At 37.4% G+C, this 23,325-nt stretch carries 23 protein-coding genes and 1 other RNA gene; 10 read left to right on the forward strand and 14 right to left on the reverse strand.

The features are described from left to right. Positions 1 to 53 precede the first annotated feature (53 nt). Positions 54 to 1,535, reverse strand: coding sequence for an OmpA family protein (locus H5120_RS06515; RefSeq protein WP_182673911.1), 1,482 nt, complete (start codon positions 1,533 to 1,535; stop codon positions 54 to 56). 318 nt (positions 1,536 to 1,853) lie between these two features. On the opposite strand from H5120_RS06515, the gene H5120_RS06520 reads away from it, so the two are divergent. Next, entirely contained in the window at positions 1,854 to 2,177 is a 324-nt protein-coding gene (locus tag H5120_RS06520) for a hypothetical protein (RefSeq protein ID WP_004335602.1), read from the forward strand. A 183-nt stretch (positions 2,178 to 2,360) separates the two neighbouring features. Then, the gene (locus tag H5120_RS06525) at positions 2,361 to 2,996 is read left to right on the forward strand and encodes an NAD(P)-binding oxidoreductase (RefSeq protein WP_182673912.1); all 636 of its coding nucleotides are present in this window, start codon (positions 2,361 to 2,363) and stop codon (positions 2,994 to 2,996) included. Between the two features lie 175 nt (positions 2,997 to 3,171). Here the strand turns inward: H5120_RS06525 and H5120_RS06530 are convergent, their stop codons facing one another. Further along, entirely contained in the window at positions 3,172 to 3,930 is a 759-nt protein-coding gene (locus tag H5120_RS06530) for a sulfite exporter TauE/SafE family protein (protein ID WP_182673913.1), read from the reverse strand. A 186-nt stretch (positions 3,931 to 4,116) separates the two neighbouring features. Here H5120_RS06530 and H5120_RS06535 point away from each other — a divergent pair, with 186 nt between their 5' ends. The 4 genes from H5120_RS06535 to H5120_RS20205 all read left to right on the forward strand — a co-directional run bounded on the left by H5120_RS06535 (position 4,117) and on the right by H5120_RS20205 (position 8,025). Beyond that, positions 4,117 to 5,121 carry a YHYH protein gene (locus H5120_RS06535; protein WP_182673914.1) on the forward strand — a complete coding sequence of 335 codons (1,005 nt, stop codon included), beginning with the start codon at positions 4,117 to 4,119 and terminating at the stop codon, positions 5,119 to 5,121. Between the two features lie 35 nt (positions 5,122 to 5,156). Further along, positions 5,157 to 5,453, forward strand: a complete 297-nt coding sequence (locus tag H5120_RS06540; RefSeq protein ID WP_007581994.1) for a hypothetical protein — start codon at positions 5,157 to 5,159, stop codon at positions 5,451 to 5,453. A 156-nt stretch (positions 5,454 to 5,609) separates the two neighbouring features. Then, a complete protein-coding gene (locus H5120_RS06545) occupies positions 5,610 to 6,716 on the forward strand; it encodes a hypothetical protein (protein WP_310735968.1) in 1,107 nt (368 codons plus the stop codon). A gap of 406 nt (positions 6,717 to 7,122) precedes the next feature. Further along, complete coding sequence (locus H5120_RS20205) at positions 7,123 to 8,025, forward strand: YbjQ family protein (RefSeq protein WP_259397825.1); 903 nt, start codon at positions 7,123 to 7,125, stop codon at positions 8,023 to 8,025. A 648-nt stretch (positions 8,026 to 8,673) separates the two neighbouring features. On the opposite strand, the gene H5120_RS06555 is transcribed toward H5120_RS20205, so the two are convergent. The 6 genes from H5120_RS06555 to ssrA all read right to left on the reverse strand — a co-directional run bounded on the left by H5120_RS06555 (position 8,674) and on the right by ssrA (position 12,870). Then, on the reverse strand, positions 8,674 to 9,255 hold the full coding sequence (locus tag H5120_RS06555; protein ID WP_182673916.1) for an inovirus-type Gp2 protein: 582 nt from the start codon (positions 9,253 to 9,255) through the stop codon (positions 8,674 to 8,676). A 370-nt stretch (positions 9,256 to 9,625) separates the two neighbouring features. After that, complete coding sequence (locus tag H5120_RS06560) at positions 9,626 to 10,093, reverse strand: hypothetical protein (protein WP_182673917.1); 468 nt, start codon at positions 10,091 to 10,093, stop codon at positions 9,626 to 9,628. Continuing rightward, complete coding sequence (locus H5120_RS06565) at positions 10,086 to 10,367, reverse strand: AlpA family transcriptional regulator (RefSeq protein WP_182673918.1); 282 nt, start codon at positions 10,365 to 10,367, stop codon at positions 10,086 to 10,088. The genes H5120_RS06560 and H5120_RS06565 overlap by 8 nt, the downstream gene beginning before the upstream one ends. Before the next feature lie 94 nt (positions 10,368 to 10,461). Beyond that, entirely contained in the window at positions 10,462 to 11,094 is a 633-nt protein-coding gene (locus H5120_RS06570) for a hypothetical protein (protein WP_182673919.1), read from the reverse strand. 1 nt (position 11,095) lies between these two features. Then, positions 11,096 to 12,328 (reverse strand): integrase domain-containing protein, encoded by a 1,233-nt coding sequence (locus H5120_RS06575; protein WP_182673920.1) that lies wholly within the window; start codon positions 12,326 to 12,328, stop codon positions 11,096 to 11,098. A 185-nt stretch (positions 12,329 to 12,513) separates the two neighbouring features. Then, positions 12,514 to 12,870, reverse strand: a transfer-messenger RNA (tmRNA) gene (gene ssrA / locus H5120_RS06580). A 260-nt stretch (positions 12,871 to 13,130) separates the two neighbouring features. On the opposite strand from ssrA, the gene H5120_RS06585 reads away from it, so the two are divergent. Further along, entirely contained in the window at positions 13,131 to 14,756 is a 1,626-nt protein-coding gene (locus H5120_RS06585; protein WP_182673921.1) for a DUF342 domain-containing protein, read from the forward strand. Here the strand turns inward: H5120_RS06585 and rnt are convergent. Further along, positions 14,740 to 15,444, reverse strand: a complete 705-nt coding sequence (gene rnt / locus H5120_RS06590) for a ribonuclease T (protein ID WP_165744211.1) — start codon at positions 15,442 to 15,444, stop codon at positions 14,740 to 14,742. The genes H5120_RS06585 and rnt overlap by 17 nt on opposite strands. Positions 15,445 to 15,646: 202 nt before the next feature. Between rnt and H5120_RS06595 the strand changes: the two genes are divergently transcribed. Further along, positions 15,647 to 16,525, forward strand: a complete 879-nt coding sequence (locus H5120_RS06595; protein WP_002961265.1) for an OmpA family protein — start codon at positions 15,647 to 15,649, stop codon at positions 16,523 to 16,525. Between the two features lie 5 nt (positions 16,526 to 16,530). Here the strand turns inward: H5120_RS06595 and H5120_RS06600 are convergent, their stop codons facing one another. Beyond that, positions 16,531 to 17,424, reverse strand: a complete 894-nt coding sequence (locus tag H5120_RS06600) for a DMT family transporter (RefSeq protein ID WP_182673922.1) — start codon at positions 17,422 to 17,424, stop codon at positions 16,531 to 16,533. Between the two features lie 216 nt (positions 17,425 to 17,640). Between H5120_RS06600 and H5120_RS06605 the strand changes: the two genes are divergently transcribed. Next, positions 17,641 to 18,843: an aromatic amino acid transport family protein gene (locus tag H5120_RS06605; protein WP_007581988.1), complete on the forward strand. Its 1,203-nt coding sequence runs from the start codon at positions 17,641 to 17,643 to the stop codon at positions 18,841 to 18,843. A gap of 72 nt (positions 18,844 to 18,915) precedes the next feature. Here H5120_RS06605 and H5120_RS06610 read toward each other — a convergent pair whose 3' ends face one another. The 4 genes from H5120_RS06610 to H5120_RS06625 form a co-directional block, all read right to left on the reverse strand. Next, complete coding sequence (locus H5120_RS06610) at positions 18,916 to 20,106, reverse strand: amino acid aminotransferase (RefSeq protein ID WP_002962951.1); 1,191 nt, start codon at positions 20,104 to 20,106, stop codon at positions 18,916 to 18,918. An 80-nt stretch (positions 20,107 to 20,186) separates the two neighbouring features. Then, complete coding sequence (locus tag H5120_RS06615; protein WP_182671246.1) at positions 20,187 to 20,846, reverse strand: GAF domain-containing protein; 660 nt, start codon at positions 20,844 to 20,846, stop codon at positions 20,187 to 20,189. Between the two features lie 56 nt (positions 20,847 to 20,902). Next, on the reverse strand, positions 20,903 to 22,552 hold the full coding sequence (locus tag H5120_RS06620; RefSeq protein WP_182673923.1) for a SpoIIE family protein phosphatase: 1,650 nt from the start codon (positions 22,550 to 22,552) through the stop codon (positions 20,903 to 20,905). Beyond that, positions 22,552 to 22,857, reverse strand: coding sequence for an STAS domain-containing protein (locus H5120_RS06625; protein WP_002962948.1), 306 nt, complete (start codon positions 22,855 to 22,857; stop codon positions 22,552 to 22,554). The genes H5120_RS06620 and H5120_RS06625 overlap by 1 nt, the downstream gene beginning before the upstream one ends. Positions 22,858 to 22,992: 135 nt before the next feature. On the opposite strand from H5120_RS06625, the gene H5120_RS06630 reads away from it, so the two are divergent. Next, positions 22,993 to 23,322 (forward strand): translation initiation factor, encoded by a 330-nt coding sequence (locus H5120_RS06630; protein ID WP_002962947.1) that lies wholly within the window; start codon positions 22,993 to 22,995, stop codon positions 23,320 to 23,322. Positions 23,323 to 23,325: the final 3 nt, after the last annotated feature.

Consider the following 23,325-nt stretch of genomic DNA (forward strand, 5'->3'; position numbering starts at 1 on the left):
GGTATGCACATTAAAACAATAGGTCTAATGTGCATATAAGTTAAAAACATAAATTATTTCGAACTAGACAACCTTTCAACTAATTCAACACGGCGGTTTAGTTCACGACCTAAATCATTTTTATTAGTTGCAACGGGGGAATAAGGACCCGCTCCTTGAGCTAATAACCTTGCTTTAGCTACCCCATAATCAGCAATTAATGCGTTAACAACCGCATCAGCACGGCGCTTTGAAAGCTTTAAATTATAATCAAACGAGCCTTTATCATCGGTATGACCAACAACATATAAACTCAATTTTTTATTTTTTTCCATAACTTGAGCAATAACATCTAACGCCTCTTTAGATTCAGCTTTAATAGTGGCTTTATCATAATCAAATAAAATACCGTAAATAGACGCCTTTCCTTTTTGCTCTAACTGCTCAAGAACTTTATCACTATTCGTTTCTATTAAGCCTGTCACTAAGGGCTCTGTACGAGCAACAACAAGCTGAATACGAGAATCGCCATTATAATTACCTATAAAAAAGGCAACGTAGGTAGTTTGCTCATTTAGAGTGTTTTTCATAACTTGATATCTAGGTTGGTGAAAGTAGTTATAAACAGATTTGATTGCCAGCTTATCGCCTAATGCTTGAATCTCTTTTCTTTTTGTACCGCATTCATTTTTTTGACAAGAAAATACGGTTTCAAAACCTTCTTTAGTCAAAGCACTCACATAGTTATGATAAATTTTTAACGTCGATACTTTATTCGCAATATAAGTAATTCGCGTTAAATCTCCTGTAACATCAAGCATAGGTGAAGTACTCGTTTTTTTATCAGACTTGCCAATTGGGATACTAAACTCCTCATAATCAACATTTTGATAATCCTCGATATAGCTACCAGGGTAACGACTTAATAAAAGATGATCAGCAGAACCTTTAAGATCTTCATGTGTAGATTTTTTTATTTTATTACTAAATTTTTTCTTGAATGCTTCAAAATCAGCTTTTATCAGCCCAGTTTCAATTTCTTTAATATTGATCGTAGTCAAAAGCGCTTGTGTCGTATTTTTATATTGTCCAACAAATAACGAAATGGCAGCTTCAGGAACCTCTCCTTTTGCTGCGTAAATATAATGTGGTTGTCCGTAATAACTAGACACGTTGAAATAGCTCGACTCTTCAGCCAGCAATTTATCCTCTCGCTTTTCATAACAATCGTTTAAAGAACATATATACAAAACTTTAAATCCAGCATCATTTAAAGCGTCTTTGTAGTTTTCTATTACCTTTAAAGAAGCAACATTCTTTATTAGATAAGAAAAATGACTTACATCACCAATAAATGTCTTATATTCAAATTTTTGAGATTTTTTTAGCGCAGGATTAAAGGCTGATACAAACTGTGCTTCTTCACCCGATAAAGTGACTTTTCTCTCTAATTTCGCATCGGGGTAAGCCGTTAATAATGGCTTTGCTTGCAGGTTAAATATGCAGCACAGGTAGGTAGTACAAATTAAAAGTACTTTGATAATATTATTTTTCATAAAAATTCCTTTTAAAGTATTAGTTTACATTAGCACTATGCCTAATGAGCAAACTTAATTCAACGATCCTTATTTGCGTAACTTTTTCAAACTTCAACGTGTAACTGGAGTGCAGCCATATTAAGAGTTGTATAATGCGTCGGTTAATAAGTTGTATAAATAACGAGCCCCGCCCATTAAGCGAACGTGTAAGCCAAGCTATTCACCCTGCTCGGTTTATAGTACGAGATTTAATTCGTAATAAAATTTAAATGACAAAGGTGCTTATTGAGGTAAAATGAGTACCAATAAATGGAATTTATTATTTAAAGGACTTTAATGAAAACTTTAGCATTTTTAATAATACTGCTATGCACTCTATCGTTTAATGTACTTAGCCAAAACGTCACTGAAATCCCACTTCCTGAAGAGTTTGTTACAACAATGGATGTAGCCGGCGAATACCCAATGGTTCGCACTGGTTATTTAACAGATTCAATTTCTGATATCGCTCGCTTTTATCAGCAAAAATTAGGTGAGCCGTTAAAAACAAACGGCAATAATACATATCGCACTTTGTTTTATAATTACCAAGAACATAAGGTTCGTATTAGTCTATATCGCCGTAGTTATGTGACCGAAGTGAGTATAATGGTTGAATAAAAAGTTCTAAAAAACACGCCAAAAGCAGCTAATTTTAATGCTCAGTTAAGTATTGAATTTTAATTAAAGTATTTTTTGAAATTAGCTCATTTAAACTCTTTTTTACCCTTTAAAAATTATCCCCTACCCCCAAGGTCTGTTTGTAAGCACATTACTTTTACTATTTATTGGAAGGAGTTAATTATGAGTAAGACCCTAATTATTGGCGCAAGCGGACAAATAGGTAAAATGGCAACTGAGCTACTTTTAAAAAATGAGCAAAATGTTGTGGCATTAGTGCGTGACAAAAATAAGCTAAGTGATTTAAACAGCTCTTTTTTAACTATTGTTGAGCAAGATCTTGAAGGCGATTTTGGCGAAGCAATAAAAGGCTGTGACCAAGTGATTTTTGCTGCAGGTTCTGGCGGAAATACGGGCGATGATAAAACTGTACTTATTGATTTATGGGCTGCAACTAAAGCAGCTACCTTTGCTAAAGAACATGGCGTTAAACACTTTATTATGGTCAGCTCAATCGGTGCAGACGACCCAGATTCGATTCAAGGTGATTTAAAACCTTACTTAGTTGCTAAGCACATGGCTGACGAGCACTTAATCAATAGTGGTTTAAATTACACCATTGTTCGCCCTGGTACACTGACTGATGATAGCGCTTCAATGCAAGTAACGACGCAGCGACCAAGTGATCGTTCTGAGGCTAAAATTAGCCGTGAAAACGTAGCCAATGCATTATTACATATTGCGACTAACTCATTTATTACTAACCGCATCTTTGAGTTATTTGATGGCGACAAACCAATTAAAGCCGCAGTTAAATAAGCTTTAATACCTATTTAATTAAACGTATAAACAATTATTGCAGATTAGTATAGCTCATCGATAAGCCAAAAATTACAGTGTAGTCACTCTGCATCGGTAGTTTTTAGGCAATGAGTTATTTAATTCGCTTAAGTAATTTATGTTTAATAAAGTTAAATTTACTCCACTAAGTAAATTAGTGGAGTAATATTTTAATACCTTGCCAACCGAGTTGTAGCGTTAATAGCGTTAAAACGACTCTAAAAATACGCTTAAATTTATCCCCAGACATACCTTTAAGTAATTTAATTCCAAACCAAGTACCTACAGCACCACTTAGTACCATAGCAATTACAAGCGGCATCCATTGCCAAAAGCTAAAGCCAACAGCACCATAAATTACCGCTTTTAACAGATGCTGCACACTCATAATGCTCGAAAACGTTGCCGTAAATTTTAACTTTTCGTAATTATTTATATATAAACAGCTACCAACTAATGGCCCGCTCGCTCCCACAAACATAGAAATAAAAGTCGTTATGCCTCCGGCGACCATACGCCATAACTTAGAGGTTAATTTTACTGGCGGTGTTTTACCCCACAGTAAATAAATAACAAAAATAGCGACCACTAACTTCATAGCATCAAGCGATATATCATCAATAACAAAACTTGATAACCCCGCCCCTACTAAGCCGCCTAACGCAAAATATACAAACATGCTTTTATCAATATGCTTAAAGCTGAGTAAAAACCTATTTGCATTAGAGCCAAGCTGTACTAAACCATGCACAGGCACAACAACTGCCATAGGCATAAACGACGCCATAACAACAAGCAACATTAGCCCGCCACCCGCACCAAATGCAGCAGATATAAAAGAAGTAAAGCCAGCGGTGATCATCATTAATAAAAACAAAAATAAAGACATACTGTCGGGAAGTAAAAAGTCCATAAAACTCCACTGCCTATTTAGGTACTTTAAAGTCGCAGTATTTTAAACAATAAAAGGTACAACATACACTTATAGCAAGCGTTATAAGCCTCTATTTCAGGCAATGTATTATGTTGCGTTGTTTTTGCACTTTGTTTGCACATTTAACAAATATTATACATTCAACTTCATTACCGGATATTTCTGATGAGAAAACTTAACGCACCAATTTTAGCACCGCTTGCAGTGTGTATACTTGCACTGAGTTTAGCCGCCTGTAACGGTAGCGATGCTGAAAGTACCGTCGTAACTGAAACAACCACCGATGAGGGCACTACAACAGATACTTCAACCGATTTCATTGTAGAAGTTGACCCTTTTAACTTTGAAAACGATGCGCTCATTTCATCAATTACCACTCAAACATGTACGCTAAGTAATGGCGATGAAGCTTCATGCTACAAAATTGATATTGCAGGTGCACCTTCAAATTACGAGATTGGTGTATTTTGCCCTAGAAATATCACCTCAACAGCAGACGAAGCCGGTATTTGGTTTGACGGAACCGGTGAGGTTTATGATATAACTGGTGACTTTATTTTAAATCTTCCTACATTATATAACGATAGTCATTGGCAGCTATACGACGAAGGTACAGGCCTTGTAAATGTAACAGACACACAAGAATCGTGTGATGGCGCTGCACGTCCAAACGTAGAAGAACAATACCAAAACCACTGCGTAGAATGCTCTATTGATTATGTTGATGGCGGTATATCAGAATCATTTTTAATACCAATAACGCCCGTTGCAACCACTCAAAACAGCAGTATTGGTAATGCTAATGTAGGTGTTGCTCTCAATGGTGTTGTACTTGCTGCACCAGCCCCTGTTGAGGCTATTTTAGGCGCATACACTATTGCAGCCTTTGATGATTGCGCTGGCCATATTAACTTAGTAGCAGGTTATCACTATCACGGTGAAGCAGGCTGTAGCCAAACACAAATTCAATCAGACGGTCATGCCGCCATGATGGGTTATGCACTCGATGGATTTGGTATATTTGGCATGCTTAACGAAGATGGATTAGAACCCACTGATTTAGACGAATGTAGAGGCCACACCGACGATACACGCGGATACCACTACCATGCAGCAGATGTATCTGAAAACATGTTTATTGGTTGTTTTAAAGGTGCTACCGCAAGATAACTCGCATTCTGGCCAAATAATTAACTGAGATACTAATGAAAATATTTAACGTGATAAAAGCACTAACCACTGGCTTTTTACTTGCTGCCTCATGCTCAGCGCTAAGTCATGCAGGCCACGGCTCAAATGCGCCTTGGGAAGCATGTGAAGCAAAAGCCATTAATGAAGATTGCAGCTACACAAGCCATGATAAAAAAGCGACAGGCACATGCCAAGCAATGAACAAAGTACTTATGTGCGTTCGAAATAAACCACTTGAAACATTAATAGACAAAGCAACCCAACCAGCAAGTGATCAAAAGCAATCTGTAAAATCACTCGCTAAACGATAAAGTAACAGCTACACGCCAAAGCCTTAACGCTGTTTGTTAAGGCTTTTTTAATCGCAAATCATTAGAAAGCATATCCTTTATCTGTTAAGTTAACTTTGTGTATCAAATAATAAAAATAAAATTCCAAAAATGGAATTACACAAGCAAGGTACTAACGTGAGCGCCACATTTAAAATTGTTTTTAATGGTCAGTTATATCAAAATACTGACATTACCTCTGCCCAAGAAAAACTTAGCCAACTTCTTAATATTCCTCATAATATAGTTGTTCAGTTATTTGATGGAAAAGCTTACGCTTTAAAAAAAGACTTATCGAGTATTGATGCTGTTAAAACAGAATCCTCACTAAAAAAGCTAGGTTTGATTACTAAAGTAGAACCTCAACTCTCTACTGTAAGCTCTCAGTCTCAAAATAATCAAATAGCACTCACTGAGCACAGTAAAAATACAGATAAACACATTAGTGAAAGCACTAACGGCAAAAATATCTCAATACAAAACGAACGCCTAGATACAGACGAAGCCCCAAATACAGCTGCAGCTATTAAGCAAAGTTATAATAAATATAAACTACTGCGTAACACTTTAAAAAGCGCATTGTACTTTTGCTATTGCGCACTTTGTATTATTACCATAATAGGCGTAGTGATCAGTGTTAATGCACTTAAAAATAACTTTGGCACTCTAAATAATGGAACCACAAATAACACAACTACAAACAGCTTAAGTTACCAAAACTATAAACAATATTTGATTGATCAAAATAGCCTAAATAAACCAACACAAAAAGTCACAAACGAGCAAACAGCTAACCCTACACAGCAAAAAAGTAATGAGTACTTTAGTCGCTTTTCATCGCTAATAAATAGCTACGCGCAAAGTACAGGACAAGCTGATATAAAAGCGATGGGGGGCAATAAATTACAACAGCACCTGCAAGAAATAGATGACCTAGGCCCTAAAAATGAATTTTGGCAGCAACTGATACAACTTTCAAAAAGCTTAGATAACGATAAGCACGCAATAGGGATGCTAAACAATACTGACCCCGCCAAAGTACAATGGATAAACGCGGTAGATTGGATCAGCCAAAGCTATATTAGGCAATATCAAAACTCGCAAACTATAAATAACTCTCCTGTCGCTACCTATGAGCCAAGTAACCCCATACTTAACCTAACGTTGTTAATAAGTATGCTGTCATTATTTAGCCTGCTTGTGATTGCAATAAAAATAAAGCTACGTGCTATAAGACATTCTTAAACTTTATTTTTACTTTATAAATTTCATAAAAAAACCCGCAAATTTGGATTAACAAATTTGCGGGTTTCTTATGGTTTTTGAATAACGAGTTCAAAAACCTTTATTGGTGGAGCTGGGGGAGTCTTAATCGGGCATGTAACTAGCTGAAAATTAATAAAACTTATCTATATAAAACCACTTGTTGTTACGATTGTTGTGACTATTTGTTTTTGTGTGGGTTCAAATTCGCGTTTTGCAGCTGAACCAATACAACGAAGCTAATTATTATTGTGGCTATCATTTTACAACAGTAGTTATTTAATACATTAGGCTTAACAAACAATAATTAAGTCCATTGCTAAAAAATTAAACATTTGTCATTCTACATAAGTATTTATTAATTTATAAAATCACACTAAGGATAGATATGTTTTTTTCTAAAAAAACAAAAACTGAATCAGATAAAAAAACTCCAATGTGGAGCATTTCTGAAAAAGGACTTAAAAACACAATAACCAATCAACTATACGATACCGAAGGTCTTACGTACTGCTCAAAAGTTGAGGGTGATAATGTTCATGCTACCATTTGGTATCATCATAAATATCTATGCAACTTAACTGTACTAACGAGTCAATCTAACGTATTTAGAAATAACTACATTAGTGAATGTGACGCTTTTATAGATGATTTTAAAGACGTTGAATTTGTTGACCAACTCGATAATAAAATAGAAATATCCATACCAAACTTAAACATAAATTCAAAAAGCTATGTGCTGAGTGGTATACGAACTTTAGATACTAATCCAGGTTATAAAGTGCATCATTACGGTAAATACATAACCACTGTAAACGAAGAGAGTGCAAGCATAATAGAAACAGCGAAAGAAATATATTTACAAAGAAAGTATGGTGTTTCTGGTAGTAATACAAAAAGCACATTAGATGAGATGCAATCTTATAAAGTCGAACTAAATAAACTTCATAATTTAAACCCTGAAAAAGTATTAGTCACAACTGAAACAGCCCCTAATTTAAACATTCTTAAGCGTATCGACGTAATTACGGCTGAATGCGTTTACGGCATGAATATTTTTATGGATATTTTTGCAAGCTTTACTGATGTTTTAGGCGGGCGCAGTAACAGTATTCAAAACACCCTAAGAGATGCAAGGAAAACAGCCTTAGCAGAATTAAGAAAGGAAGCAGCCTCAATTGGGGCTAATGCAGTAATAGCCGTTGATTTAGACTACAGTGAAATTTCTGGCGGTGGTAAGTCTGGTATGCTATTTATTGTCGCCTCTGGAACAGCTGTAATTATAGAATAATAATGAACAGCGGTGAAAAGACATTCGAAAGGCGCATTACGATATGATCTTTTCATAAGCTATATATTTCACCTAAAAACAAAGCCCCTCATAAAATCCTAGCTTTATCCTTGCTTTTAATTGGGCTTTAAATAAATATATGTACCGTTACTAACTTTAAAGGAACTAATATGGCAGTAATCATTGAAGAAAAATTAAAGAAGTGTAGTAGATGCAGTAAAACGACAAAACACCATCGTAACAGCACTAAGTCGAGTGGCTTTATGCTACTCATACACCTTATCCTCACTCTTTTAACCGCTGGTTTATGGCTTCTCCTTGTCATTGTTTGGAAAATAATAAATAAACCTATTGGGGGCTGGAAGTGCAGCAACTGCGATTAAACTCTAATAATAAAAAGCTTACATTACTTGAATCGTAATAATAGCTCTCTTTTTTAGGACTCAATAAACCCTTGCGCATATCTCTCCGTAAAAAGCTTGAATAGGTGTATTTTCGTAAATAAAAGTCAAGTTTTATCAGGTTTTGTGGGGGTATTTAGTACGCTCGTTCATGAAAATAGTTAAGTTATGTTAAGTTTTAATGAGGTTTTGTGAGGTAGGTTATATCAAAATAAGCTATTAGGCTGCTCGTGACTTACGAAAACACCTATTTAATTTGCTTAGGCTTAACCCTACTAGATCCATGGTTTTTGGTTTGTGGTGGTTTGTAGCCCTTCCCTCTGGCTTTAGCAAGGTAAGACATACGCCATATAGCGCCTTGCTTTTTATCATGCTCATTTCGTTTAAATCTATAAAAACAATTTTCTGGTATCCATGGGCGCACAGCCAGTGTATTTCCCATTTCTAAAATAAATTCATTTATCTTGCTTGGGTAGCTTACTTTGTTGGCATCAAGAATAACGACCACATGATAATGCTGCTTTTTCGCCCTTTCTTGCTCCCGTGTCCAATGGTAGCCAAAAATAGGCATTTTATACCTTTGCTTTATAAAGCCGCTAAAGCTTTCCATAACAGCAATAATAAAACGGTTATCATTTGTTTGATATGGAATACCAATATCAAATCTTAAAACTAAAACTTGGCTATAGTGCGTTAAAACTGACTCGAGTTGATCTAACATGCTTTTCATTTGCATGGTGTATATACCACTTTTTTTTACATGAACCTGCCACAAATTTTGACCGTGTTGTATCACTGGTGAATGACTCACATACTGATAATTAGCCATACTGACTCCTAAGCAAACTAATAGATAATATAAATATCCGATAAATTACAAAGCAATAATTAGAACGAGAAAACTCGCGTTACACTTAAACGAAAAGCCTATAAAGTTAAGAGGCACTCACAATTAATTAAAATTTGAGTGTCGTAAACCTATTAATCAACACCGCTTATAACCGCGTTTTTTACAAACTATGCAAATTGACTCATGGATAAAGGTGTTTAGAGATAGTAACAACTAACATTTCTATGTAATTTCATGGTGGGAAACAGTACAAATCTTATGTAAGATATTGGTTGCTGGTGGGGCAAAAGCACCACCAGCTTTACATACCTTTCGCTGATTTTGACTGCCATCTTAATCAGCTTTTTTTCTAATCATCATTACTGGCTTTGAGCTTTTCAGATAAAAGCTTAACCCGACTAATAGCCCAACCCTCGCCCCGCTCTTTAATGTCTTTTATGTAGGCTTTATCTTTGCTAGTTCGCCTTAACGCATACACATTACTTTGAACCTTTCTTCTTTGGTTCTCTCGGTCATTAAAAAAGTCGAAAATTTGCTGATATGTCATAAAGTGCCGCACATGTTTTCCTCGTACTCTTTCACTTGTAAACTCTATGAAATAACTTGTTTTGAGTGCGCTGGATACTGCATCTTCTTTATCTATCTCTATATCTGCATAACCTCTACCAATAGGGCTAGAACTCATACCGTTAAGCCAAGCGAGTAAAAGCTTCCTATGCTCTATCTCCATGCTTAAAAGCTCTTTAAACGTATCAGGGGCTTTAATCTCTAATGACTCTAATGTGATGAGCGAGTGTATATCGTTAAAATTAATCATTAGCTGCCTCCAAGTGAGTGTATTGCGCAAGTAAGTTTTTGCGTTTGGTCACCAGTTCACTAACAAAATCTTTTATTTGCTGGTTACTGTAGCCTGCAATGGTTACTGCTAAGGTTGCATTAACCTCATGCTCATAGAATGCTACGGCTCTTAAACCTAATTTTATTGGGGGTGGAACAAGTCCTTCGTTAATTTTTTGCTGAAATAAAGTTTTACCACATGCGTATGTAGCCCGTGCTTTATCTTTGCGTATTAGATTTAATTTATATGACATTTAAAACCTCTAAGAATCGTTATTGAACGTTGAGGTTTCATTATTAGGGAGATAAGAAGTTCAAATAAGGGAATAAAAAAATAAAAGCATTCGCTTAAGATCTAACATTCCCCTCTATCCAGTAAGGAAGGTTATTTAAGTCGAACTGATCTCTAAGTTTATTAAGCGAATTTAGCCAATAGTCTTTCAATTTTTCATCACCTGTAACAATTTCAAAAATCATTTCCTCTCTTGTTTTCCCACTAAACGGAGTTTTGATACATTTAAACTCCCTTGAATATTTCTTCTCTATAGAAGATGCTTTTATTGGTAGTGTGTGATCTTTTAAACTGGTTGCAACACATATTGCAGCAAATATAGAAGATTCACGCACAGTAGCCCCAACTGCTTTAAATCTAGCCATATAGTTGAATGCCATATCAAATTGCTCAGCAGTTAAAGCTTTCTTATAAGAGCTTTTATCTCCTATATATCTCAGCTTTAAAGCTTTTAACTGATACGAGCTAACCATAGCAGGCATTGATATATTATTTTCATCTGCAATTATTATTAATCTTTCAATATAGGAAGGATTTTTTGTTTTTAGAAAGTGCCCAATGCTATTCAAAATGAGAATATAAGTCTCAAAATCGACTTCTCCATTGGCTCTTAACTTGGTCAATTGATTGTTTACAGAATTAAACTCATCAACCCAGTTCTCAAATGTATCATTGCCACTATCATGCATTTTAAACTACCTTCAAACCTTTAATACCAGCTAACGAACTACTGCCACTTGCCGCACTTTCGATATGTTCAGACCACCAGCACATCATGGTTTTTCTGCGCTCAAAGTAATCAGTGCGGTTATATGCTCGCCTTACTTCATTTGTATCTACGTGTGCTAAAGCCGCCTCTATTACATCAGGATCAAACCCTTGTGCATTGAGCGTTGTACTAGCAAGCGAGCGTAAACCATGCGCTACCAGCTCGCCCTTAAATCCCATACGCTTTATTGCTGCGTTAGCTGTTTGCACGTTTGTGTGGCTGCGTGGGTCTCTATCTGCGGGAAATACATATTCGCGGTGTGCGCTTATTGGTTTCATTAATTCAAGTAAAGCAAGTGTTTGCGGTGTAAGGGGTATGCGTTGCTCTTTGCCTTTTTTCATTTGCTCGGCAGGTATAACCCACACACCAGCATTTAAGTCTATATCTTGCCATTTAGCCGTTGCAGCCTCATTAGGGCGCGTCATGGTGTGTAACTGCCATTCAATTAAACAACGTGTTGTAAGCTTAATACTGGCACGATTTAAAGCACTCATTAACTCTGGTAGCCTATCCGCTTCAATAGACGGCATAGCGTTTTTTTTAGGAGCTTGGAATGCTTGTCTTATATTCGCTAGTGGATTGGCTTCTATAAGCCCACAGTTAACCGCGTGAACCATCACTTCGTTAATACGCTGGCATAGCCTTTTAACTGTCTCTAAGCTCCCCTTTGCCTCTACGGGGCGCACTAGCTCTATTACTTGAAAGGCTTTTAATTTGCTTATTGGTTCATCACCAAACGCAGGAAAGGCATGATTGTTTAAGAGGCTAAGTGCTGCTTCGGCTGTTTGTGGTTTTATTTCTGTTTTCTTTTTCTCAAACCACATTAAAGCAACGGCTTTAAATGTTTGTAGGTGTGTTTCTTGTGCTTGTTTTTCATCTAACTGGCGTTGGTGAATAGGGTCGATATTTTCAAGCACTAAGGCTTTATATTTTCTATGGCGCTCACGGGCTTTTGCAAGGCTTATGTCTGGGTATGAACCAAGCCCCATATTTTTGCGTTTTTTAGTAATAGGCGCTGTGTAGTTATAAAGCCAAAACTTACCACCACTGGGTTTTATCCGTAGTGTTAAGCCACCACCGTCCGTGAGGTTGTATTCTTTATCTTTTGGCTTAGCTGCGCTTATTTGTTTATCTATGAGTTTTTGAATAGCCATTTGTAACAACGATCCCTATGTAATATTCCAGTTGTTACGTTTAGTGTTACAACAAATCGCGGTTGTTACAAGTTTTAAACGGTCACTAATGGTTAAACTATAGGCATAAAAAAACCCGCAAGGCTCGAATTAACTAGCGTTGCGGGTCTTTTACGGTTCTTAGCAACGTATCTAAAAACCTTTATTGGTGGAGCTGGGGGGATTTGAACCCCCGTCCGAAAAGCCTCGACCGTCGGTACTACATGTTTAGTATTGTCATTTAATTAACCTTTAAGTCCCGGACAAACACGGTAAATAAAGGCGAGGCCGCTTAGTTTTAACGCTTCAACCCCGGCCAGGGTTTCCGTCGCGATCAGGTGTTAGGGTGACACTCCAAAATCCAGTCCACAAGAATACATGGAAGGAGCGCTAGCCAGCCTAAGCTGCTAGAGAGTAGTTATCGTCGTTTGCGATTACTTTAGGTTGCGGCTGTTTAACGAGGCAAACCGCACCTCGACATGCACCTTGGGCTTCTTGAATTCCGTCGAATCCTAATCAGCCCCTGAATTAGTAACTCAATCCAGAGCGTGCAAACAGTATAACTGAGTAAAGTACTGATACTCAAGGCCTAGTAACGCTTTATTTTAATTGCGTGCACTAACCGAGCATTAAGTAACCAAAATTTAGTTTATGCAAGCCCATCTAAACATTTGCTTAACAATGTGTTTAACCTGTGTTCAAATAAGGAGTTAAGGTTTTTGTCATTTCTAAACCTTTAGTTGTAAAAAAAAATAATAACAGGCATAGAGTAGGGAATTAATAAATGTCGGTTTTTTCATTTGATCAAAATACAGGGTTTGTCTCTTTAGTTAGTCACCCTATTGATAGTGGCTTTCCTGTTACGAGTACTCAGCTTACGCAAATGCTCGAACAATCTGAGTTTAGTGAGTACGAAGCTGTCATTGCCAATATTGGAAAGCTTTTTGCGCCAACTAAAAACTATCTGGAAGTATCACTTGTCGTTGCTAAAGCGGTAGATGCGTCGCTTGTCATTGATATTGATGAAAAAAACATGGTCGCAGAAGCAACATTAACTACCGCTAAAGGTGGTGCGCTTTTGTCTATGGAAGGTGCACAAAAAGCGCTTGCTAATGCAGGTGTTAAAAAAGGAATAAGCCCACGCGCGCTTGATACCTTTTTAGGCCAGCAATTTGAAAAACCAGCAGGAAGCTCTTATAGCGCCATAATTGCACATGGGCGTAATCCTAAAAAAGGCAGCGATGCTAAATTTGTGCGTTTATGCTCAACAGCCCAAGACCGTGTGCTTAGCCCACAAGCTAAAGAAGGCGGTAAGGTTGATATGAAAAATCTTGGCGCTATTATCACCGTAAAACCTGGTACTCCCTTAATGCAGCGTATTGCCGCTACCCCTGGAGAAGATGGCTATACGGTATTTGGCGATTCAATTAGTGCAAAACCAGGTACAGATCACCAACTCCAGCCTTTCGAAGGTACAAAAGTAGATCCTAATAATCCTAATATGCTTATTGCCGACTGCAAAGGTGTGCCCGTTGCCCTACCCCGAGGTATGCGTGTAGATGACGTTTTATGCTTTGATAATGTAGATGTAAGTACAGGCCACGTTGATTTTGATGGTAGCGTAATTATTACTGGCGATATTAAAGACGGCATGCGTGTAAAAGCCAATGGTGATATTACGGTACTGGGTTTTGTAGAATCAGGAGCTGTTGAAAGTAAAAGTGCGGTAACCATTATGCTTGGCGCAATTGGTAGAAAACGTGAAGGCGAGGAAGCATTTACATGCTCTATAACCGCTCAACGAACTATTTCTATTGGTTATGCTCAGTACTGCAATATTAAATCAGAACAAGATTTATTTATTGAACGCCAAGCTCTACATTGTGATTTAAGCGCTAGGCGATTAATACGTGTAGGCAAAGCAAATGATCCGCGAGGTAAAATTATTGGCGGTAACATTTTAGATGCTATGCGCATTGAAACGGGTGAGCTAGGCGCGCCAGCCGGTACTAAAACACGCGTATTTTTAGCACAACTCTGGTTTGAGCTTCGCCAAAAGCAAACACAAATAACCGATTTTGAAAAAGTACTTGCGACTAAAGTAACCGCTTTACAACAGGCTCGTGAAAAAGCGAGTAAAATTGCGGGGGCTGCTCAGCGTCAGCAATTCATGAATAAGATAACTGAAAATGAAAAGCATATAAAAATACGCTCTGCGCATATTCATCGTCAAAAACTACTTATTAAGCAAAAAATAGTGCAATTACTTGCCAGTAGTCGTTTAAAAGTAAATGAATTAATGCACCCTGGTGTGGAGCTTAAAATAGCGAAAGATTCTAAACAATTTTCGCGTATTTACCCGCCCCACCTAGTTAAGCTAACTGAGGGTAAAATTACTCAGACGTTTTAGTTTCTTCGTTATTTTGTGTCTCAGTTTCAACTTCGGCATTAGCGTCGCAATCGTCGGTTGGCGCTAATGGCCAACCACCTAATTGCTGCCAGCGATTTACTATTAAACAATAAAGCTCAGCTGTACGTTCTGTGTCGTAAAGCGCTGAGTGTGCTTGGCTGTTATCAAACTCGATACCTGCCGCTCTACATGCTTTTGCTAATACAGTCTGCCCTAACGCTAAACCCGCTAAAGATGTTGTATCAAAGCTTACAAATGGATGAAATGGCGTACGCTTAATGTTATTACGCTCTATTGCTGCATTTAAAAAGCCATGATCGAATGCGGCATTATGCGCCACAATAACTGAGCGTTGGCACCCAGCGGCCTTTTGCGCTTTGCGTACTACTTTACATATTTCTTTAATTACTTCGTCTTCAGGTACTGCGCCACGTAATGGTGAAAACGGGTCTATACCGTTAAAGTCGATGGCTGCTTGTTCAATATTAGCGCCTTCGAATGGCTGAACATGAAAATGAACAGTATGATCTATGCTGAGCAGTCCTTCGTCATCCATTTTTAAAACAGAAGCTGCTATTTCTAACAAGGCATCTGTCTCTTTGTTAAAACCAGCAGTTTCAACATCAATAACAACAGGAAAAAATCCACGAAAGCGTTTTGCGAAAGGTGTTTGCTCAGTATTTGCCATAGTCTTCTTTGTTTATACGTGTAAGCTGACTATTATGTCAAAATTGATGCCCCCTAGGCTAGGGGATTTAAGTATTTATTGCTTTAAAATTGTAGGCACATAACTTGCTTTAACTTGTAAGTTAGTTACGTAGAGAACAAACTAATCATTGCAGTCGTTAATTTGCCAAATTATTGTCATTCCCGGATAGCTGGAGAGCACCATGAAGTATAAGTTGTTATTTATTAGCCTTAGTATAAGTGCAGTGCTTTACAGTACTCACTCGCAAGCTGCTATGCGCCAATATACAGCAACCCAAGACAACTCCAACTGGGAAGTCGTTAAAACAACGCGCTTACAATGCCAATTAAATCATGAGGTTCCTTATTATGGGGAAGCTATTTTTAAAGCTTCAGCAAGTAAAAATAAAAACTTAACGTTTAATTTAGATATGGTTGTACGCCCAGATAACTACGCAATTGCTGGTTTAAAAGCCGTGCCACCGTCTTGGCGTGCAGGCTTACCGGCTCGCGATATTGCAAATATGAAATTACTTAAAAAGTTTGATGGCGAGCTGGGCAATAAAACCGCATGGGAGATGCTTAGCGAGCTTGAAAAAGGCTACTACCCTACTTTTTATTATCAAGACTGGCAAAACAGTGCCGATAAAATTGCCGTTGGTATATCGAGCGTAAACTTTAAACAAGCTTACTGGGCTTTTTTACAATGCCGTGATGAGCTACTCCCTTACAGCTTTGAAGATATTTCGTTTACTGTAATGAACTATCAATCTAACAGCAGTAAATTAACTAAATCGTCGCAACAACGCCTTGATAAGATTGCTGAGTATTTAAAAAATGATGCAAGCATAGAGTCCATTAGTATTGACTCATACACTGATAGCTATGGCGGCCGCTGGAATAACTTAGATTTATCGCGCAAGCGCGCCAAAACTATAAAAGATTATATGGTGAGCTTGGGTGTCGATGAAGCAAAAGTGCAAACCACCGGTTTAGGCGAAAAACGCTTTGTTGATAATAACGATAACATTTTAGGCCGAGACAAAAACCGTCGTTTAATTATTCAAATAGAGAAAATGTAGTAAAACTAATTTGTGTTTACTCTCTTTCGCTTTAAAAATTTATCACCAAATTGGAAAAAACCTAGGCTAATTAAAATAATAACCGCACCAATGATTAGCTCTTGGCTTAATGGCTCATTGTTTAGCCAAGCTCCTAAGCCTAACGCAAAGCTAGGGGTTATGAGCGTAGTAAGTGATACCGTACTCGCATTTAGGTTTTGCAGTACATGAAAATACGCCAAAGCCCCAACTAAAGATCCAAACACACCTAGATAACCAATTGCCCACAATGATTTTGCACTCCAGTTTTGTATATGCAACTGACCATCTAATAACCACCAAGCAATAAAAAAGAGTGGGGTTACAAAAACTAAGGCACCAAATGTTGTCGCCATAGGGTGAATCGCAATTTGTACGCGCTTAATCATCACACCACTTAAGCTAAAAAAGCAAACAGCCATAAACACATAAAGTAACCCGAGCCCTTGAGTTTGCGAGTTTTGTACTTGGTTATAACTAACAAAATATAAGCCGATTAGGGCGCACGCTAACGCCACTAATTTAATCGGGCTAAATTTAGGTTCATTTAGTAATTGCTGAGCAAGCAACCCTGACAAAATAGGTGCAAGGCCAAACATAAGCGAAATAATACCCGAAGGGACTGTTTTAGCTGCCATATAGCTCAGTAACATACCGCCAAAAATACCTATACTCGAATAAAAATAAAGTAAGCACGCATTCTTGCTCCAAGGTACTCTAATGTTTGTTATGGCAACAATTAAACCACCTAAAAACAACCCCACCAGCATACGCATTAATACAGCAAGCGTTGGCGATACTGTTTCACTACTCCACACTATACCCAGTGGTGTAGTGGACCATATAAGAACCATTAAAAAATACGATACTTTTACCGGCACATGCCAATCCTTAGCGTTTTATAACGCAATCCAACGTACATAAAATTATACCCTCACCACCCTATTTTAATACTTTTAAATGCATACAAGTCCTTAATAAATACAGTTGTAAATTGTAAGTTACATTTTAATACAGCTCTTTTATTACAAAACTATTTGAGATTTGAGTAACTAGTTATATCGTGCATGTATATTAATAATAATTAAGGTAATTAAGTGCTTAAAAATAAAACAACTGGAAGCATGTTAATTGTTGCAGGCACAACTATTGGTGCAGGTATGTTGGCACTGCCAATTGCATCTGCCGGGCTTGGGTTTAGCACCGCGCTTGCATTAATAATTGCTAGCTGGTTACTAATGACCTACACCGCACTACTCATGCTAGAGCTACACCAATATGCACCACGCGATGCAACGTTAAATACGTTGGCTAAATTATGGCTTGGAAAGCGCGGACAATACATCGCGAATTTTTCGATGGTTTTTTTATTTTACGCTTTATGCGCTGCTTATATTGCAGGTGGTGGTGCACAACTTCAAGCGCGTATAAATATAGGCTTTGATGTAAATATAGCCCCACAGTTTGGCTCTGTGATCCTCGCTGTTATTATTGCAAGTGTGGTAACGCTGGGCACTAGCAAGGTAGATAAACTAAACAGAGTGTTATTTACAATAAAAATTATTGTATTAGCTAGTTTGTTTTACATGCTAACCCCTTATGTACAAGGTAAGCACTTATTAGAGATGCCTGTAGAGCAAGGATTAATCCTTTCGGCTATACCGGTTATATTTACTTCGTTTGGCTTTCATGGCTCTATTCCTTCTATTGTTAAATATGTTGGTGTAGAAATAAAAGTACTGCGCAAAGTAATGATTGCTGGAGCCGCCCTCCCTTTAGTCATTTATATTTTTTGGCAACTACTTAGCCAAGGTATTATGAGCCAAGCTGACTTACTCAACAGCCAAGGCCTTAGTGGCTTTGTATCAAGCGTGGCAAGTATTGCGCATAACCCAAGTGTGGCAACGGCCGTTAAGTTATTTGCTGATTTAGCACTTGCGACATCATTTTTAGGGGTGAGTTTAGGGTTATTTGATTTTTTTGCTGATACATTTAAAAAAGGTGACAATAAAACGGACCGAATTAAAACGGCCTTGATTACGTTTATCCCGCCGCTTGGCTTTGCATTATTTTATCCTCAAGGCTTTATTATGGCTTTAGGTTACGCTGCAATAGCACTTGTCGTACTTGCAATATTTTTGCCTGTAGCAATGGTTTATAAACAGCGTACAACATCAAGTAAAACAGGCTACAAAGTTAAAAGTGGGAATGTTGGGCTTGGCATAGCAGCTATATGTGGCATAACGATTATTGCTGCGCAGTTTATGCAAATGGCGGGGCTAATTCCTGCTATCGGTTAAAGCTTTTTGTTTTAATTTAGATAATAAAAAACCGCACATCATTAGATGTGCAGTTTTTTATATTAACTGCGTTTATTTACAAACGTCAGCTACAGCATTTGAAAAGTATTCAATATTTGACTGGCTAACACCTGCAACATTTACGCGGCTAGAACCTACAATGTAAATACCATATTCTTTTTGTAGGCGAGCAATTTGCTCTTTATTAATACCTAAGAAAGAAAACATACCGTTTTGGCGTTCAATAAATGAGAAGTCTTGCGCAATATCTTTAGTTGCTAAGCTTTCTTTAATTAAGCTACGTAAGCCATTTATGCGGCTACGCATTTCATCAAGCTCAGAGTGCCATAATTGTGTAAGCTCTGTACTGCTTAAAATAGTATTAACAATATCAGCACCATGCGCTGGCGGCATTGAGTAAATACTACGTACAACGCTTAGCATTACAGAGTTTGAAATATCTGCTGTTGCGCTATCTTTTGCAATTAGTGAACATGCACCAATACGCTCGCGGTATAAGCCAAAGTTTTTAGAACATGAAGAACAAATAATTAGCTCTTCTACTGCATCAGCTAAAATACGTAAGCCACGTGCATCTTCTTCAAGTGAAGCTCCAAAGCCTTGGTATGCAATATCAACAAGTGGTGTAAAGCCAACTTCTTTTGCAAGTTCGGCAACTGTGTTCCACTGTGTTTCGTTTAAGTCCATACCGCTTGGGTTATGACAACATGCATGCACTAAAACCACATCACCTTTAGGCACTTGTTTAAGTGTGTTGATCATTTCATCAAACAGTAAGTCTTTATTTTCGTAATCGTAATACGGGTATTCTTTTACTGTTAAGCCTGCAGCTTCAAACAAGCTAATATGGTTTGCCCATGTTGGATTAGTTACCCATACTGTTGCATCTGCATTGCAACGCTTAATAAATTCAGCTGCAACGCGAAGTGCACCCGTACCACCTGGTGCTTGCGCAGTACGTACGCGATTTGCTAGCAATGCTTGATGTTCGCCTAGTAGTAACTGCTCCATCTTTTGGCAGTAATCTAAGTTACCCGCTAAACCAATGTAAGATTTGCTCATTTCGTTTTCAAGACGAAACGCTTCAGCTTTTTTAACCGCTTTAAGAACCGGTGTATTGCCTTGCTCATCTTTGTAGACACCTACACCTAAATCAATTTTATTAGGGTTTGTATCTTGTTTATAGGCCGCCATAAGGCCAAGAATAGGATCTGTTGGTAATGGTTTTAATACTGAGAACATTGGCTATCTCTTATCGTTATTTAGGGGTTAGCTGTTAAGCTAAGCTTAACATAAAAGCACATCATGTTGACTAGCGTTATTTACACTAGAAAGTGAGGAATTTTAATACAACATGCAATTAAAACGGCAAGCGTCTTTTCATCAAAAAAATCATTTTTAAAAGCTTCAGCATCTACAATACCAACACATTCATTTTGTGTATTAAATAAAGGTAAGCAGGTTTCTGATTTAACTTTAGGATCGCATGTGTAGTATTCACCACCTTGTGATAAGTACTCTTCAACGTTATTAATAATACGGCCCTTGTGAGATAGCGCAACCTGCACGTTATTACTACCTGCCGCAAATGCTTGCGTTAAAGGGAACAACGGACGACTAGGCACACCATGATAAGCCAATTTTAATAGTTGCTTACCTTCACTAGTATTAGTTGATTGATAAATACCATACCAATCAACACTTGTTTGGTGCTCAATGTAGCTCACAATACTTTGTAAATTAGCTAGCTTGAACTGGGTTTGCTCATCATTTTCAAGATAATCAGTTAATTTGAATGGCTCATCTTGTAGGTAACCAAATAAACTACACGCACCGCCCTCGCCAAGCTCAGGTATTTGATACTCCCAACATACATCAGGCAAAGCTGTGTTTGCTAAATGTAGCTCAAGCTTTTCAAGCTCTGTTGAAATCAAAGCTGGATTAGCACTTAGTTGTGCTTTTTTTAGGTAAGAAGAAATCATTTGGCCATCCATACATCTAAAGTTTCGAGAATAATAGCATGGATATTTTTGCAGAGCTAGCTCAACTTGTAGCACATTTCAACTTGGTTACCGCTGGCGTTATAAGTTACCTTTTCGGCTATTTCTTCTAGTAAAGACACCCCTCTACCAAATTCATTATTAACCTTTGCCAACTCATCGTGCTTACTACTAAACCCTCGGCCTGAGTCACAAATAATGAAATATAAACTGAGCGTGTCGGGGCAATAGCGCATATCAATAATAATCATCGCATCTGTAAGTTTAGCAAGAGCTGCCTCTCTTAATTCATAATATCGAAAAAAGCCGTCTTCTTGTTTTTTAATCTCTGAGTTAAGCCCTAGTACACCATGATCAAGCGCATTGTTATAAGCCTCAGACAACAGTAAAAATATATTAGAACGATGGGCATTTAGCCCCCCAACACTGCTTAAAATATTAACAACGTCGTAAACGGGGTCTGTTTTTTTTATTTGTTCTGAGTTTAAACTTAAAGATAAATTAAACGCTAAAGTAGAGAATGCTTCTCGCTCTTGCTCCTCAGGAACTAAAGGCAGGCAGTTTAGTAAAACAATGCTTAAATCATCTTGCTGTTTAGTGCCATCTGCAAACTTAGTAACGTCACCCACTATATCTTCGCTACTAATCATCGATTTACTTTTTAAGGTTTGTAAAAAACGCTCTTCCCCAAAAAATGTATCTTCTTTGTTTGCTGTTTCTATAATACCGTCGGTTGCTAATACTAGGCGTGTATTACTATTTGTTTCAAAGTGAATAACTTCATATTCAAATTCTTGGTCGTCTAAAATCCCCAGCGCCATATGTTGCGACTCTAATGTTTGTTTTACATTACCGTCTTTATCTATTAGGTACGCATCTGGCAGGCCGCCCATCCATGCAGAAATACTTTTACCGGATGCACTAAGCTCGATAATGGTTGCAGCACAAAACATGTGTCCAGGTAGGAGATTGTAAAGCAGTGTATTTAGCTCACAGGCAATGTCATTAATCGCCATGCCTTTTTGTACCATAGTATAAAAAACACGAGAGATAGGTAATGCACCAATAGCTGCCGCTAAGCCGTGTCCTGTAAAGTCTCCCAACATGCAATACAGATTGCCTATTGGACTTTGCGCCACTAAAAACATATCGCCGTTAAACATAGACGCCGGCGATAAATTAAAATCGAGGTACTCTTTAAACTTGCCTTGATTCTCTAATGAGTTATTAAAAATATGCTCAATTATTTCGTGTTCACGTTCAATTTGATTGTGATGATATTCAAGCAGCTTTTTTTGTTGATTTGATTTTTTACTCAACTCTCTGGTGCGGCTATGTGCTTTAATTTTTGCATGCAAAATAACTTTTTCAAATGGTTTATGAATAAAGTCATCGCCACCTACCGCAAGGCAGCGCTCAAAACTTGCTTGATCTTCTAAGGAAGTTATAAAAATAATCGGTAAGTAAACTTCACTATACTGCTGTTTTATTTTTTCAGCGGTTTCAAAACCATCCATTATGGGCATTAAAACATCAAGTAGAACAATGTCTATTTGCTCTCTTTTAAGTACATTAAGTGCATCTAGCCCATTGTAAGCCACTGAAATTTTGTAACCTTCCTGCTCAAGCATTTTACTTAGTAAAATGCGATTGAGCGCCTGATCGTCAACAATCAACACATGTATCATTAGCTAATATCAAACTTTTTATCAAAACGTGAAATTTGTAGGATTTTTCTAAGCTGAGGCTGGCAATTACTTATTTCGATGGTTTTTACTTGGCTATCAATGGTTTTTTTCATGTTAAGTAACATGCCAAGTGCTGAACTATCCATATAATCAGTCTCTCTTAAATCGATAATAACCTTTACTGTTTTTTCGCTCATTTGAGCATAAGCTTGTCGAAAAGATTGCACTAAATTAAAATCAAACTTACCTTTAATTTGTATTGTTAATGTAGTGCCATCGACTGATTCATTCTTAGTTAAACTCATAGTAAACTCCAATAATATTTCCTTTGAACTAAATATAACCTGTTAAAAGTATTTAGCAAAAAGAAAAACACACAACTTCAAATTTGCTATCATTTACACCAGTATTTAATTCATTTTTATCCACAAAGGTAAGGTATGAGTGATAGTCACTTAGTATATTCAACTAGTACGGGTCGCATTGACCAGCCGAAACCAGAAAAAGAGTTGCACGCTAAACTTTTTAAAGATGGTTTTATTCGCATTGAGCGTCAAACAAAAGGGCGTAAAGGCAAAGGCGTAATGCTAGTTGTTGGCATTGATCCAAAAGATCACGATTTAAAAAAGTTAGCTAAAACTATAAAAAGCAAAATGGGCCAAGGCGGCGCAGTAAAAGAAGGCATTATTGAAGTACAAGGTGATGACCGAGATAAACTAAAAGGCATTTTAGAAGCGTTAAAATTTAAAGTTAAAATTGCGGGTGGTTAACCC

The sequence above is a fragment of the Pseudoalteromonas sp. SR43-2 genome (assembly GCF_014163885.1).
GTDB lineage: Bacteria > Pseudomonadota > Gammaproteobacteria > Enterobacterales > Alteromonadaceae > Pseudoalteromonas > Pseudoalteromonas distincta.

What these genes read in the sequence shown, in the direction of transcription:
- H5120_RS06515 (WP_182673911.1), bottom strand. Translation starts at nt 1,535, where the DNA reads ATGAAAAATAATATTATCAAAGTACTTTTAATTTGTACTACCTACCTG.
- H5120_RS06520 (WP_004335602.1), top strand. Translation starts at nt 1,854, where the DNA reads ATGAAAACTTTAGCATTTTTAATAATACTGCTATGCACTCTATCGTTT.
- H5120_RS06525 (WP_182673912.1), top strand. Translation starts at nt 2,361, where the DNA reads ATGAGTAAGACCCTAATTATTGGCGCAAGCGGACAAATAGGTAAAATG.
- H5120_RS06530 (WP_182673913.1), bottom strand. Translation starts at nt 3,930, where the DNA reads ATGGACTTTTTACTTCCCGACAGTATGTCTTTATTTTTGTTTTTATTA.
- H5120_RS06535 (WP_182673914.1), top strand. Translation starts at nt 4,117, where the DNA reads ATGAGAAAACTTAACGCACCAATTTTAGCACCGCTTGCAGTGTGTATA.
- H5120_RS06540 (WP_007581994.1), top strand. Translation starts at nt 5,157, where the DNA reads ATGAAAATATTTAACGTGATAAAAGCACTAACCACTGGCTTTTTACTT.
- H5120_RS20205 (WP_259397825.1), top strand. Translation starts at nt 7,123, where the DNA reads ATGTTTTTTTCTAAAAAAACAAAAACTGAATCAGATAAAAAAACTCCA.
- H5120_RS06555 (WP_182673916.1), bottom strand. Translation starts at nt 9,255, where the DNA reads ATGGCTAATTATCAGTATGTGAGTCATTCACCAGTGATACAACACGGT.
- H5120_RS06560 (WP_182673917.1), bottom strand. Translation starts at nt 10,093, where the DNA reads ATGATTAATTTTAACGATATACACTCGCTCATCACATTAGAGTCATTA.
- H5120_RS06565 (WP_182673918.1), bottom strand. Translation starts at nt 10,367, where the DNA reads ATGTCATATAAATTAAATCTAATACGCAAAGATAAAGCACGGGCTACA.
- H5120_RS06570 (WP_182673919.1), bottom strand. Translation starts at nt 11,094, where the DNA reads ATGCATGATAGTGGCAATGATACATTTGAGAACTGGGTTGATGAGTTT.
- H5120_RS06575 (WP_182673920.1), bottom strand. Translation starts at nt 12,328, where the DNA reads ATGGCTATTCAAAAACTCATAGATAAACAAATAAGCGCAGCTAAGCCA.
- H5120_RS06585 (WP_182673921.1), top strand. Translation starts at nt 13,131, where the DNA reads ATGTCGGTTTTTTCATTTGATCAAAATACAGGGTTTGTCTCTTTAGTT.
- rnt (WP_165744211.1), bottom strand. Translation starts at nt 15,444, where the DNA reads ATGGCAAATACTGAGCAAACACCTTTCGCAAAACGCTTTCGTGGATTT.
- H5120_RS06595 (WP_002961265.1), top strand. Translation starts at nt 15,647, where the DNA reads ATGAAGTATAAGTTGTTATTTATTAGCCTTAGTATAAGTGCAGTGCTT.
- H5120_RS06610 (WP_002962951.1), bottom strand. Translation starts at nt 20,106, where the DNA reads ATGTTCTCAGTATTAAAACCATTACCAACAGATCCTATTCTTGGCCTT.
- H5120_RS06615 (WP_182671246.1), bottom strand. Translation starts at nt 20,846, where the DNA reads ATGATTTCTTCTTACCTAAAAAAAGCACAACTAAGTGCTAATCCAGCT.
- H5120_RS06620 (WP_182673923.1), bottom strand. Translation starts at nt 22,552, where the DNA reads ATGATACATGTGTTGATTGTTGACGATCAGGCGCTCAATCGCATTTTA.
- H5120_RS06625 (WP_002962948.1), bottom strand. Translation starts at nt 22,857, where the DNA reads ATGAGTTTAACTAAGAATGAATCAGTCGATGGCACTACATTAACAATA.
- H5120_RS06630 (WP_002962947.1), top strand. Translation starts at nt 22,993, where the DNA reads ATGAGTGATAGTCACTTAGTATATTCAACTAGTACGGGTCGCATTGAC.